We start from the raw sequence: 13,735 nt of genomic DNA, 5'->3' as shown, positions 1-13,735 counted from the left end.
TCAGGCGAGCGTACGCTCTAGGATGTCGGCAACGTCGCGCGACAGTTGCGGCTTGATCTGGATCGAGTGGAGGGCCGTCTCAGCTTGAGCCCGTCGCTTCGGCTCGTAGGACCGCCAGGAGCGGAAGGTGACGAGCAGCCGGGCAGCGAGCTGCGGGTTGGCCGTGTCGATCCGTGAGATGACGTCGGCTACGAAGCCGAAGCCCTTGCCATCTGCACGGCCGAACTGTGTGGGGTTCGACGTGGAGAAGGCGCCGATCAGCGCCCGCACCCGGTTCGGATTGCCGAAGGAGAAGGCCGGATGCCGCGTCAGCGCCATCACCTTGTCGAGCGTGCCGGGGAGTGGCGCTGAAGCCTGCGCCGACAACCACTTGTCGACCACCAGCGGCACGTTGCCAAAACGCTCGAAGAAGGTGGCCAGCGCCGCCTCGGCGCCCGCGTCGCCGCGATGCACGAGAATGGTCAGCGCCGCCAGTCGGTCCGTCATGTTGGTTGCCGTCTCGAAACGCCGGCGCACCAGCGCCATCACATCGGCCGAGCCGGTGATCGACAGGAGATCGAGAGCCGTGTTGGCCAGCAATCTCCGACCCGAGCCGGCGGCATCCGGCACATAAGGAGCACCGGCCGCAGCTTTGTCGGCCTCGATGATCGCCTTGAGGCGCCCTTCGATCCGTCCGGCGATGGTGCGCCGATAGGCCTGATGGGCGGCGGCGACCGCGTCGGGATCGACGTTTTCAGCCACCTCGCGGGCAACGTCGTTTTCGCTCGGTACGGCGATCAGCAACGCCTTGAAGGCGGCATCCAGCCCCGGATCGCCAAGAAGCTCACCCAGCGCGTCGATGGGAGCCGTTTCAAAGGTGGGTGCCTGACCGGCGCGCACCTGTTGGGTCGCCTTGACCAGCGCCGTCATGGCCAGCGTGGTGCCGGCCTGCCAGCGGTTGAAACTGTCGGTGTCGTGGGCCAGCAGGAAAATGAGATCGGCCGACGATAGCGATTGCCGCACTTTGACGGGCGCCGAGAAGCCCCGGAACAGCGACGGCACCGGCCGGGACGGCAGCCCTTCGAAGGTGACGGTGTGCGACGGCTGCGTCAGAATCAGCGTGTCGCCGTTCAGTTCGGCGCCCGTGATCGATGACGGCTGCATGTCCTTGCCGTTGGCCCCAACCAGGCCGAAGCGCACCGGAATGACGCGTGGCTTCTTGGTCTGCTGGCCGGGCGTTGCCGGCGTCTCCTGGGTCAGCGTCAGCGTGTAGCGCCGCGTTGCTTCGTCCCAGCTCTCCTCAATGGTGACGGTCGGCGTGCCGGCTTCGCGATACCAGACCATGAAGGGCTCGAGATCGCGGCCGGACGTTTCCGCAAAGCACGCGATGAACTGCTCGATGGTGGCGGCCTCGCCGTCATGCCGGCTAAAGTAGAGATCCATGCCGCGCGCGAAGGCATCGCTGCCGATCAGCGTCTTCAGCATGCGGATGACCTCGGCGCCCTTCTCATAGACGGTCGCCGTGTAGAAGTTGTTGATTTCCTTGTACTGCTCTGGACGGACCGGGTGGGCGAGCGGGCCGCCATCCTCCGGGAACTGCTGGCTCCTGAGCAGGCGGGCATCGGAGATGCGCTTCACCGCTCGCGATCGCATGTCGGAGGAGAATTCCTGGTCGCGGAAGACGGTGAGGCCTTCTTTCAGGCAGAGCTGGAACCAGTCGCGACAGGTGATGCGATCGCCGGTCCAGTTGTGGAAATACTCGTGGGCGATCACCGCCTCGATGCCGGCGTAGTCGGTATCGGTGGCGATCTCCGGGTCGGCCAGCACGTATTTGTCGTTGAAGACATTGAGGCCCTTGTTCTCCATGGCCCCCATGTTGAAGTCGGACACGGCCACGATGTTGAAGACGTCGAGGTCATATTCGCGGCCGAACACGTCCTCGTCCCATTTCATGGAGCGCTTGAGCGAGTCCATGGCATAGGCTGCCTTGGGCGCGTTGCCTTTCTCGACGTATATGGCGAGCTTCACCTTGCGCCCGCTCATGGTCGTGAAGCCGTCTTTGAGCGCATCGAGATCGCCGGCAACCAAGGCGAACAGATAGCTCGGCTTCGGCCAGGGATCATGCCAGACAGCGAAATGGCGGCCGTCATCAAGGTCACCCGATGACACCGGGTTGCCGTTGGACAGCAGGATCGGCGCCTCAGTCTTCGGAGCGGTGATCTTGACGGTGAACACCGAGAGCACGTCCGGCCGGTCATAATAATAGGTGATGCGACGGAAACCCTCCGCCTCGCACTGGGTGCACCAGGTTCCGGACGAACGATAAAGGCCCATCAACTTGGTGTTGGCGGCCGGATCGAGGCGGGTCGTCATGTCCAGGCGGAAGCTGCCGGCCGGCGGCGCCTTGACGGTCAGGCGATCGGCACTGGCTTCATAATCGCCTTCGAGCAGCTCACGGCCGTCAATCGCAACGCGAACGAGCGTCAGCTCGTTGCCGACAAGCACGAGAGGCTCGCCGGACACGGTGCCGGCGCGCGGCGAGAGCACGAGCGTTGCCGCGACCAGCGTTCTCTCGGCCGTCAGGTCGAAATCGAGATCGACCTTGTCGATGGCGTAGGGCGTGGGCCGGTAGTCGGCGAGGCGGATGACGGGGGAGGTTTCCTGGGACACGGGCGCAACCTATGATCAAAGCATGCAGCGCAAAGCGCCAAAATCGGGTGGTCCGGCGCAGCCGGCGATGCAAGGGTTGTAAGGTCGATCGGGGGAAATGCAAACTCCCCTCTGCGAACGTGTCGCGATGTTGATCAACTTTACAAGCCGACGCGCTTCGCCTATGGAGATGGCATGAACGGTTTTGTCGCCCTGAACGCTTCGTGGTGGTGGCGCTTCTCATAAAGAGAGCGGCCGACGCGGTGTGTCCAGATGGGACGAAATGAGCGAGGGCTGCTCCGGGAGACCGGAATGGCCCTTTTTGTTTAAGGTGCCCAAGGCGGTCTCTCCGAGTGGCGACAGGGGAGATTGCGATGGTCAAGAGCGAAGCCGAGGCCGGTTCGGCCGGCAACAGAGAATCCTTCGTCACCGCCGGCGGTGTGGAAGTGGCGCGTAGCGCCCGGCCCGACCAGTATAAAACGGCGATATCCGGCTATTTCGACAAACTCGATACGCGGCGCGGCGCTGTTCTGTCCTCCAACTATGAGTTTCCCGGCCGCTATTCGCGTTGGGATATCGCTTTCGTCGATCCGCCGGTGGCGATCACCGCGCGCGGTCGCAAGATGACGATCGAGGCACTCAATGCGCGCGGCCGGATCCTGCTCCCCGCCTTCGCCGCCGCCGTCCGTGGTCCCGATCTCGTCTCCCTCTCTATTGGCGATGCGCTGATCTCGCTCGAGGTAACGATCCCCAAGGACGGTTTCGCCGAGGAAGACCGCTCGCGCCAGCCGTCGGTGTTCTCGGTGCTGCGCCGCATCATCGCGAAATTCGCAACGCCCGAGGATGACAAGCTCGGCCTCTGGGGCTCCTTCGGCTACGATCTCGCCTTCCAGTTCGACAGCGTCGATTTCAAGCTGCCGCGGCCCGACGACCAGCGCGACCTCGTGCTCTATTTCCCCGATGAGATTGCCGTCGTCGATCACCATCGCGCCGCCGCCACCGTCTATTCCTATGACTTCGTCGTCGAGGGGAAGCTGACCGTTGGCCTGCCGCGCGATGGCGAGCCGCAGCCGTTCCAGGCAAGTGACCGCACTCCCGGACGAGGCGACCATCAGCCCGGCGAATATGCCGCATCCGTGAGCAAGGCCGTTGAGTATTTCCGGCGCGGCGATCTGTTCGAGGTGGTGCCTGGGCAGGTGTTCTACGAAAAGCCCTCGTCGCCACCATCGGCCATTGCTCGTCGCCTGCAGCAGATCAACCCGGCGCCCTTTGGCTTCATGTTCAATCTCGGCGCCAACGAGTACCTGATCGGCGCCAGCCCCGAGATGTTCGTGCGGGTAACCAATGGCAAGCGCGTCGAGACTTGCCCGATCTCGGGCACCATTCGGCGCGGCCGTAACGCCATCGAGGACGAGGAGCAGATCCGCATCCTGCTCAATTCCAAGAAGGACGAGGCCGAGCTCACCATGTGTTCGGACGTCGACCGCAACGACAAGAGTCGCATCTGCGAGCCGGGATCGGTGCGGGTCATCGGCCGTCGCCAGATCGAGATGTACTCGCGCCTCATCCACACCGTCGACCACATCGAAGGCCGGCTGCGCGACGGCATGGACGGTCTCGACGCCTTCCTCAGCCACGCCTGGGCGGTCACGGTGACCGGCGCGCCCAAGCTTTGGGCGATGCAGTTCATCGAGGACAATGAGAAAAGCTGCCGCGCCTGGTACGGCGGCGCCGTCGGCGCCTTCCTGATGAATGGCGATGTCAACACCGGCCTGACGCTCAGAACCATTCGTCTCAAGGATGGCATCGCCGAGGTGCGAGCCGGCGCGACGCTGCTCTATGATTCCGTGCCCGAAGACGAGGAGAAGGAAACCGAGCTCAAGGCATCGGCGCTCATTTCCGCCATCCGCGAGGCCGGCACCACGCCAGTTGCCGCTGCATCGGTGGTTCGCGAGGCAATAGGTTCCGGCACCAAGATCGTGCTGGTCGACCACGAGGACAGCTTCGTTCATACGCTGGCCAACTACTTCCGCCAGACCGGCGCCGAGGTAAAGACGTTGCGGGCCTCGAAAGGGAAGGGCATCGATCCGGCGCTGATTGCCGCCGAGAAGCCCGACCTTCTCGTCATGTCGCCGGGGCCGGGAAACCCATCAGATTTCCAGTGTTCGCGTACGATCGCGGCCGCACGAGAGCTCGGCTTGCCGGTCTTCGGCGTCTGTCTCGGCTTGCAGGCCATGGTGGAAGCCTTCGGTGGCCGGCTGGCTCAGCTCGACGTTCCCTATCACGGCAAGCCATCGAAGGTGACGGTATCGGCCAACTCGCTGCTGTTCAACGGTCTGCCCTCGGAGATCGTTATTGGCCGTTACCACTCGCTTTATGCCGACAAGGTACATCTGCCCGAGGCATTCCGCGTGACAGCGGAGACCGGCGACGGGGTCATCATGGCCATCGAACACCGGAGCGAACCTTTCGCCGCGGTGCAGTTCCATCCGGAATCGATCATGTCGCTGTCGGCCGATGCCGGTCACATCATCATCGAGAATGCTATCCAGGGTTTAGTTCGCTTCCGCCGAGATGCTTAGTTCACGGTTGTCTGGGCCGATCGAACCTGGAAGCGGCAGCTGATGCATGTGTTGCAGGTGAGGGAGTGCAACCATTCGCAGTTTGCCGCTCTCACATCCCAATTAAGTCGACAACGGACCCGCGAATGCGGGCCGCTGTGGCTGTTTCATAAGGTCTTTAGCGGATAGATTCGCAATAAATATCAAATATTTACGCGGGATGCGCAATTCTTGATCGCCGAGTGCCACGTTGTTGCAAGGATGTCGCACCCTAATAAGGAATTGAATGTTTCTAGCAAGATACATGCAAAAAGAGACGTCGGACAACTTTTGGTGCTGGAAGATTGCGTGCGACGCGCTATCATAAAAATTGCGACAACGTTGCTGGCTCAACTCGTCGCGGGGTTTAGCAGCCCCTTCCGCGGTTTTCGCGGACTAGCGGTCCAAACAACTAGAGGGCGCAAGCCCTCTTTTTTTGTTCTGAGGCGATCAAGTTTTTTCTGTCGCCCTGCAAGGACCCGTTACGGGATCTTCACCGCCTCTCCCCTGATCGCCCCTCTATTCAGCAGGTTGGAGACGTCGAACAACTTCTATTTTGGTGCCGTCGCTTACGGAAAAGGCTCGATTGCCCGGTTTATGCTCAAATTTGCGCCTTGACCGCTTGATTTTTTTACCGAAAGATCAAGGAAACAAGCGAGCGGAGAAAAACCGCCGGGGAATAGCGGACAAGACAATCGAAAAACCTGGTTCTGGCTGGTCTTGGCCATCCTGAATCGCGTTTGCATCAAGGACATCGGACGCGCCGCGCTGGCCGTTTCGATGAACGGGAGCGTATTGTCTTTGTCGTTACTGTGCACCAGCCACGGGATCAATATCCATGCCGGACATTTCTGCGGGGCGCCTCGACGCGGCCGATTACGGAAAGAATTTCTCGGACGTTCATCCGCCGCTCGGCGCGCATGAAGCGGTCGTTGAAAGCGATCGCTGCTATTTCTGCTTCGACGCGCCTTGCACCAATGCGTGCCCGACATCGATCGACATTCCCATGTTCATTCGCAAAATCGGCACAGGCAATGTTGTCGGCGCCGCCGAGACCATCTTTTCTTCCAACATTCTTGGCGGCATGTGCGCCCGCGTCTGCCCCACCGAGACACTCTGCGAGGAAGCCTGCGTCAGGAACCTTGCCGAGGACAAGCCGGTGCGCATCGGCCTTCTCCAACGTTATGCCACCGATCACTATCTCGACCGCCACGCCGCCTATGGTGTTCGCGCGCCTGCTACCGGTCGCAAGGTGGCCGTGGTCGGCGCGGGGCCGGCAGGGCTCGCCTGCGCGCACGAGTTGGCGCTGAAGGGCCACGAAGTGACGATCTTCGAAGCACGTGGCAAGGCCGGCGGCCTCAACGAGTTTGGCATCGCCGCCTATAAGGCGACCGATGATTTCGCCCAGCGCGAGGTGGATTTCATCCTCGGCGTTGGCGGTATCACGGTTGAGGCGGGCAAGGCGCTCGGTCGCGATATCACGTTGGCTGGCCTCAAGGCCGACTTCGATGCGGTCTTCCTCGGTCTCGGCCTGCAGGCCGTCAACGCTCTGGGCGTCGAGGGAGAGGAGACCGCTGGTGTTGTCGACGCCGTCCGCTGGATCGAGAATCTCAGGCAATCGCCCGACAAGTCGGAGATCGAGGTGGGCGCGCGCGTTGTCGTCATCGGTGGCGGCATGACGGCGGTGGACGCGGCGATTCAGGCCAAAAAGCTCGGTGCCGACGATGTAACCATCGCCTACCGGCGTGGTGCCGCCGAGATGGGGGCCAGTCCTTACGAGCAGGAGCTGGCGCAGGTCAACGGCGTGCGCATCCTGCACTGGGTCGCGCCGAAAGCCGTGGTGTCGGAAGGCAACGCCGTCGCGGCAGTCGATTTCGAACGGACCGCCCTGAATGAAGCCGGCCGTCTCGTCGGAACGGGGCGGATGGTTCGCCTCGCCGCCGATCAGGTGATGAAAGCGATCGGCCAGACCTTCGTTGCCGGACCGATCGAAGATGGCGAGACTGTCGCTCTCGAAAGTGGCCGTATCGCCGTCGATGAGGACATGCGCACCTCGCTCGCCGGCGTCTGGGCCGGTGGCGACTGCGTCCGCGGCGGTGAGGACCTCACCGTCCAGGCCGTCGATCACGGCAAGCGCGCCGCCCTTTCCATCCACGCCACCCTGAGCGCTTGAGGGAGTTCCCAAATGGCCGATCTCCGCACCAACTTCCTGGGCATCAAGTCGCCGAACCCCTTCTGGCTCGCCTCGGCGCCACCCACCGACAAGAAGTACAACGTCGAGCGCGCCTACCGTGCCGGCTGGGGTGGCGTCGTCTGGAAGACGCTCGGCGAGGATCCCGCCGTCGTCAACGTCAACGGCCCGCGCTATGGCGCCATCCACGCCGGTGACCGCCGTCTGGCCGGCCTCAACAACATCGAGTTGATCACCGATCGGCCGTTGGAGTTGAACCTTCGCGAAATCACCGAGGTGAAGAAGGCCTGGCCCGACAGGGCGCTGGTCGTCTCGCTGATGGTGCCCTGCGAGGAGCAGAACTGGAATTCCATCATAGCCCGCGTCGAGGAGACCGGTGCCGACGGCATCGAGCTCAACTTCGGCTGCCCGCATGGCATGAGCGAGCGCGGCATGGGATCGTCGGTGGGGCAGGTGCCCGAATACATCGAGATGGTCGCCCGTTGGTGCAAGGCGGCGACGCGCATGCCGGTGATTGTCAAGCTGACGCCCAACATCACCGATATCCGCTATCCCGCTCGCGCCGCCAAGCGGGGCGGGGCGGATGCGGTGTCGCTGATCAACACCATCAATTCGATCGTCGCCGTCGATCTCGACAGCTTTGCGCCCGTGCCGACCATCGACGGCAAAGGCAGTCACGGCGGTTATTGCGGGCCGGCGGTGAAGCCGATCGCCCTCAATATGGTGGCCGAGATCGCTCGCGATCCCGAAACCTTCGGCCTGCCGATTTCCGGCATCGGCGGCATCGAAACCTGGCGCGACGCTGCCGAATACATTGCGCTCGGCTGTGGCACCGTGCAGGTCTGCACGGCCGTGATGACCTATGGCTTCAAGATCGTCGAGGAGATGATCGATGGCTTGAAGCAGTACATGGACGGTCACGGCTTCTCCACCATCGAGGATTTTCGCGGCCTCGCGGTCAAGAACCTGTCGGACTGGAAGTATCTCAACCTCAACTACATCGCCAAAGCCAAGATCGATCAGGATCTCTGCATCAAGTGCGGCCGCTGTCACATCGCCTGCGAGGATACCTCGCACCAGGCGATCACCCACATGGTCGACGGCATCCGGCATTTCGAGGTGAAGGACGAGGAGTGCGTCGGCTGCAATCTCTGCGTCAACGTCTGTCCCGTCGATGGTTGCATCACCATGGAGGCGATGACGCCAGGGTCGGTCGATCCACGCACCGGCAAGGTCGTGCCGGCGCAATATGCCAACTGGACGACTCATCCCAACAACCCGTCGGCTGTTGCGGCTGAGTGAGCGCCGACCTGACCGAGCGTCAGGGAATCTGATGCCAGTTTCGCAGATTCCCGAACGCTCGGTCGGCCAGAGCTTTGTGTTTTATGAAATGGCGCTTTCCAGGATACCCCGTGGCGGTCATCAGCCGAAACGGGAGACAAGAAAGTCGATCGCGCTTCTCAGCATCGCAGTCGGACGACGATCCGGTGCATAGACCAGAGACATTGGCGTCGGTCTGTAAGACCAATCGGGCAGCACGGGCACCAGCGCTCCGCAAGCAAGATCGGCCTCCAGCAATAGTTCCGGCTGAAGTACGATACCGGCACCGTGGAGCGCCGCCATGCGCAATGCTTGACCCTGATTGGCGGTAAAGCCGCCTTTTGTGACAACCTCGCATGTTTGGCCGTTGGGCCCCACGAGATGCCAGCGCCCTTGCGTTCGCCAGTAAGTATGGCCAAGACACTCATGTTCGGTCAAATTTTCCGGGGTCAGCGGCACGCCAAAACGCGCAAGATAGTCCGGCGACGCCGCAAGAATGCGCCGATAGGGCCGCAGCGACCGCGCGACAAGATTGGTGTCATTCAGTTCGCCGATGTGAATGCCCAGTTCATACCCCTCGCCGATCAAATCATGCGGATTGTTATCAAGGGCAAGGTCGATGCTGACCCGAGGATTCTGCCGCATGTACTCGACAAGCGCAGGAACCAGATTTTGCGTTCCGAAGCTCACGGGAGCCACCAGCCGTAAACGGCCGTGTGGCGTCGATTGCAGCTCCGAGGCGGATGCTTCGGCAAGCTCCACCTCGGCCAGGGCGGCCTTGCTTCGCTCATAGTAAAGCCGACCGACTTCCGTCAATTGTTGGCGGCGCGTCGTGCGATGCAATAATCGAGCTCCAAGGCGCTGTTCGATTGTCCGAATGTGCTTGGCGGCCATGGCAGGCGACACACCGCTGGCCTCCGCGGCGGCGGCAAAACTACCCAAATCGACAACCCTGACAAACATTGCCATGCCGGCCAATTTATCCGTCATTCCGTACCTGCAGGTTTTGAATGAAGATAACGCCCGCGTATTTATCACCCCATGTTTCTTTGGGATAGTCCGCCCCGCCCAGGCTCGGGCGGTACTCTTATGAGGAACAGCAATGCCTATCATACGCGTTGAGATGCACCCCGGACGCACGCAGGAACAGAAGCGCGCGTTCGTTCGCGAGGCAACCAAGGCCGCAGTCGAGACGTTGGTCTGCCCGCCGGAATCCGTCGAAATCATCCTTGCGGAGATATCAAAGGAATCCTGGGCGAAAGGCGGCAAATTTAAATCTGATGTCTGAAGCCATATGGTTCGAGGTGCCCCGCGAAAATAAGCCAAAAACTACCGTGGGGCACCTGGCTGTCTGATGAGTTCTGGAGCGGTCGGATCACTCATAAGGATATGATTGGGCTTTCAGCTTTCCGCGCTAAGAGTTGGGGAGTTGTCAGGCACATCGCCTTTCATCAAATCCGAACCTGTCTGGCACAAATGGGGATAAACCGGACCATCGGCAGGCGCGCCAGTCGGCTCGCCTCCGAACTGGGGGGAGTTGCGAATGCCTCATCGCTGTCCTTGGTATCTCGGATACTTTCTGCTCAATCCCTTGCGCCGACTTGTTCAAAATCCGACCAAACTGTTGGCGCCCTTCGTGAAGCCGGGATTCCGCGTGCTCGAGCCCGGGCCGGGCATGGGCTATTTCACGCTCGAGTTGGCACGCCTCGCCGGACCGACCGGCAAGGTCCACGTCGTCGATGTCGAGCCGCGCATGCTTTCGGCGCTGGGGCGCCGCGCCAGATCGGCTGGCTGCGAAAATCGGATTGACCTGCGCTTGGCGCGGAAAAATGCCCTTGGTGTCGGCGACCTTGCCGACGAAATCGATTTCGTTCTCGCCTTCGCCGTCGTGCACGAGCTCGGCAACGTCGCGGGCTTCTTCACCGAAGCGGCGAGCGCCATGAAGTCTGGTGCGCGATTGCTTCTTGCCGAGCCGACCGGCCATGTTTCTGAAGCGCTATTTGTGCAGGAATGCGCGGCGGCCGAAGCCGCCGGCCTTGTTGTTGTCGAGCGACCCGACATCTGGCGGAGCCACGCCGTCGTCTTCGCCAAGGCTTGAGGAACGAGATCAAGCGTCGGCGGCTTGCCGACGCTCCTGGCGGATGCGGGCGGCGACGCTGGCGATTTCGGCGTTGGCCGCTTGCATTGCCTTTGCCCGATGCTCCTCCGAGATATTGACGCCCTCGGCGCGGACGACGTCGATGTCCTTGATACCCAGCAGTCGGAAGAACGAGCGCAGATAGGGATCGACGAAATCCTCTTCCGGTCCGCGATGGAACCCACCGCTGGCGTAGGCGACGACCACTTTGCGTCCGGCGGCGAGGCCCTCCGGCCCTTTCTCGGTGTAGCGGAACGTCTTGCGGGGAATGGAGATCGAGTCGATCCAGGCCTTGAGGCGGGACGGGACGCTGAGATTGTACATCGGCGCGCCGATGACGATGACGTCGGCAGCCAGGAACTCGTCGGCGGCCGGGCTATCGCCGAGGCGTGGATTGATGGCTGCTGGCTCCTCGTTCGTGAGGTCGTGATGGATCACCGGCTCGCCGGAGCCATCGGCGATGGCCGCCACAATGGCCGCCGTCAACGCGCGAGAAACGGATCCGTCGCTCTGGATGCTGGAATCGATATGCAGGATGGTCACTGTCTCTAACCTCGATTGATGTCGAGCGGAAATCTATCGTGACACCCGCCGATCTGTTATCGACACTGGATCATCTGATATCGAGTTTGGGCCAAAGTGACCGATACCCCTCTCAACCGCCTTGTCGAGAGTGACGCGCGCCATAGCGCCGCCATCCATCGACACGACCAGGGTCAGCTCACCTACATCGAACGCGGCGTGCTCAGCCTGGAGGCGGACGGCGGTATCTGGGCCATACCACCCGGTCACATGCACTGGATTCCGGCCGGTGTTGAGCATGCTTCGCGCTCGCATGGCCAGGTGCGCTTTTGGCTGACGCTGGTGCCGGAAGGCTTTGCCGATCGCCTGCCGAGGCACACCACCGTGCTCGAAGCTTCGCCGCTGCTCATCAGTGCGCTCGACCGTCTCAGGGGCTTGGAACCAAATGACGCCTTCGCAGGTCCGCTGCTGGATATCATCGCCCATGAAATCCATGCCGGTGCCCAGGATGCGCCGGGCATACGCCTTCCTGCAGCCTCGAAAATGCGCGACTGGGCCCTGGCTTTTCTGGCCGCACCGAACATCAAGACCAGCATAGATACAGCCGCCGCTGGCGTTGCCATGTCACGACGCAGCTTCACCCGGCATTTCGAACGTGAGGTTGGCATGACCTTCGCCGCGTGGAAGCGGGCGGTGATCGTCCACCGAGCAACGGTGCGACTGGCTGAAGGAGCTTCGGTTGGTGATGTTGCGCTGGATGCCGGCTACGAGAGCGTCAGCGCCTTTATCGCCATGTTCAAGGCTGTCGGCGGCCGCCTGCCAGGCGACATCCGCCGCCGCGCGGAAGCGTGATCAGCGCGCGGGTAGAATGCCGCGCATCAGCACGCCAATGACTGTGTCGGAGGCGGTGCGGAAGGTCGTGGGATCTTCGATGCCGCGCCCCAGCACCGAGCGAACTTGGGCATCGAAGTCGGCGTAGTGCTGCGTCGTTGCCCAGATCATGAAGATCAGGTGGACGGGATCGACATCGAGGAGCTTGCCGTCCTCGATCCAGCGGCGAATGACCCCCGCCTTTTCTTCGACGATCGATTTGAGGTCGGTTTTCAAGACGCTGTCAAGATGCGGCGCGCCGAGCAGAACCTCGCCGATGAACAGCCGGCTTTCGTGAGGAAAGTCGCGCGACTGCTCAAGCTTCTGGCGAATATAGCCGGTGATTTCAGTCTCTGGGTCGCCATCCTCGGTCATGTCTCCGAGCGGCGCCAGCCACATGTCGAGCGTGCGCGTCAGGACGGCCGTGTAGAGATCATGCTTGCGGCGGAAATAGTAGAGAAGGTTCGGCTTGGACATGCCGGCCTTCTCGGCGATCTGATCGACGGTGGCGCCGCGGAAGCCATAACGCGAAAAAACCTCCAGCGCCGCGTCAAGGATGCGTTCCTCGTTTTCCGCCTGGATGCGCGTCCGCTTCTTGGAGCCGCGCGCGCGGGCCAGATCCTGACTGTCAGTCGCTGTTTCGTAACTCATGCAACGAATGTCCACGCATTCCCCATGTTGGGCAAGCCCGGATCGACGCCAAAACGCTGGTAGCGGTGGATGAATTTTGTCCTGATGGTCAGAAACTCGGCGGTGTGCACACCGAGATCACCTCGCAGATCTCGTCGCCGACATTGCGGAAACGATGCGGTTCGTGGCTCTTGAAATAGTAGGCCTCGCCGGGACCGAGCACCTGTCGCTTGTCGCCGACGATCACCTCGATCTGCCCCTTGAGCACAATGCCGCCTTCCTCGCCCTCATGGCGCAGATGGATTCGGCCGGAGCTGCTGCCCACCTCGTAGCGCTCGGACAGGATCTGCAGCGCCTTGCCCGTGAGATCGCGCCCGACCTGCCGATAGGATACGCCGCCGCGACCGATCTCCATCAGGTCTTCCGCCTTGAAGAAGATCTGTTCGGCCGCCGGCTCGTCCTCGGCAAAGAAATCGGCCATCGGCACCGGCAGGGCATCGAGGATGCGTTTCAAGGCGCCGACCGACGGGCTGATGGTGTTGGATTCGATCTGGCTGACGGTGGCGTTGGAGATGCCGGCCCGCCGTGCCAACTCGCGCTGCGACAGGCCGCGTGCTTCGCGAAACCGCCTGAGCTTGCCGCCAAGATCGAGGCCCATGGCGTCCTCCACTGTTAAGTTGTTTGCTTTACCAAACAGGTCGCCACAAACGGCTTGGTTTTGCAAGGGTGGCGATCTGCACAAGATAACTGCTTGTTCAGGAAACGCGCATGTCGTTATCTACGTGTCGATCCGGACCCGCTCGAGCGCTATCCAAGCCTCGCCGTCCGCCTCGATCG

Annotated in this window: 11 protein-coding genes; 6 read left to right on the top strand and 5 right to left on the bottom strand. The window is 61.9% G+C overall.

The genetic code is table 11. From position 1 onward, the window contains the following. The gene (gene pepN / locus G522_RS0100600; RefSeq protein ID WP_026789390.1) at positions 1–2,649 is read right to left on the bottom strand and encodes an aminopeptidase N; all 2,649 of its coding nucleotides are present in this window, start codon (positions 2,647–2,649) and stop codon (positions 1–3) included. A gap of 353 nt (positions 2,650–3,002) precedes the next feature. On the opposite strand from pepN, the gene G522_RS0100595 reads away from it, so the two are divergent. The 3 genes from G522_RS0100595 to preA all read left to right on the top strand — a co-directional run bounded on the left by G522_RS0100595 (position 3,003) and on the right by preA (position 8,721). After that, positions 3,003–5,210 carry an anthranilate synthase component I gene (locus tag G522_RS0100595; protein WP_026789389.1) on the top strand — a complete coding sequence of 736 codons (2,208 nt, stop codon included), beginning with the start codon at positions 3,003–3,005 and terminating at the stop codon, positions 5,208–5,210. An 856-nt stretch (positions 5,211–6,066) separates the two neighbouring features. Continuing rightward, complete coding sequence (locus G522_RS0100590; RefSeq protein ID WP_026789388.1) at positions 6,067–7,401, top strand: NAD(P)-dependent oxidoreductase; 1,335 nt, start codon at positions 6,067–6,069, stop codon at positions 7,399–7,401. A gap of 12 nt (positions 7,402–7,413) precedes the next feature. Beyond that, positions 7,414–8,721, top strand: a complete 1,308-nt coding sequence (gene preA, locus G522_RS0100585; protein ID WP_026789387.1) for an NAD-dependent dihydropyrimidine dehydrogenase subunit PreA — start codon at positions 7,414–7,416, stop codon at positions 8,719–8,721. A 120-nt stretch (positions 8,722–8,841) separates the two neighbouring features. On the opposite strand, the gene G522_RS0100580 is transcribed toward preA, so the two are convergent. Then, positions 8,842–9,729, bottom strand: coding sequence for a LysR family transcriptional regulator (locus G522_RS0100580; RefSeq protein ID WP_036837521.1), 888 nt, complete (start codon positions 9,727–9,729; stop codon positions 8,842–8,844). Positions 9,730–9,841: 112 nt separating this feature from the next. Here G522_RS0100580 and G522_RS0100575 point away from each other — a divergent pair, with 112 nt between their 5' ends. After that, positions 9,842–10,027, top strand: a complete 186-nt coding sequence (locus tag G522_RS0100575) for a 4-oxalocrotonate tautomerase (protein WP_026789385.1) — start codon at positions 9,842–9,844, stop codon at positions 10,025–10,027. A gap of 255 nt (positions 10,028–10,282) precedes the next feature. Further along, positions 10,283–10,837, top strand: a complete 555-nt coding sequence (locus G522_RS0100570; RefSeq protein ID WP_026789384.1) for a class I SAM-dependent methyltransferase — start codon at positions 10,283–10,285, stop codon at positions 10,835–10,837. A 9-nt stretch (positions 10,838–10,846) separates the two neighbouring features. Here the strand turns inward: G522_RS0100570 and G522_RS0100565 are convergent, their stop codons facing one another. After that, a complete protein-coding gene (locus G522_RS0100565) occupies positions 10,847–11,419 on the bottom strand; it encodes an FMN-dependent NADH-azoreductase (RefSeq protein ID WP_026789383.1) in 573 nt (190 codons plus the stop codon). A gap of 96 nt (positions 11,420–11,515) precedes the next feature. On the opposite strand from G522_RS0100565, the gene G522_RS28715 reads away from it, so the two are divergent. Continuing rightward, entirely contained in the window at positions 11,516–12,250 is a 735-nt protein-coding gene (locus tag G522_RS28715; RefSeq protein ID WP_051227956.1) for an AraC family transcriptional regulator, read from the top strand. Here the strand turns inward: G522_RS28715 and G522_RS0100555 are convergent, their stop codons facing one another. After that, positions 12,251–12,919 carry a TetR family transcriptional regulator C-terminal domain-containing protein gene (locus tag G522_RS0100555; RefSeq protein ID WP_036837518.1) on the bottom strand — a complete coding sequence of 223 codons (669 nt, stop codon included), beginning with the start codon at positions 12,917–12,919 and terminating at the stop codon, positions 12,251–12,253. 88 nt (positions 12,920–13,007) lie between these two features. Then, entirely contained in the window at positions 13,008–13,556 is a 549-nt protein-coding gene (locus tag G522_RS0100550) for a cupin domain-containing protein (RefSeq protein WP_026789381.1), read from the bottom strand. Positions 13,557–13,735 lie beyond the last annotated feature (179 nt).

The organism is Pleomorphomonas oryzae DSM 16300, from assembly GCF_000422965.1.
In the GTDB taxonomy this organism is placed as follows: Bacteria; Pseudomonadota; Alphaproteobacteria; order Rhizobiales; family Pleomorphomonadaceae; genus Pleomorphomonas; species Pleomorphomonas oryzae.
The sequence above is the reverse complement of the archived record's forward strand: the minus strand, read 5'-3'. Positions and strand labels throughout refer to the sequence as shown.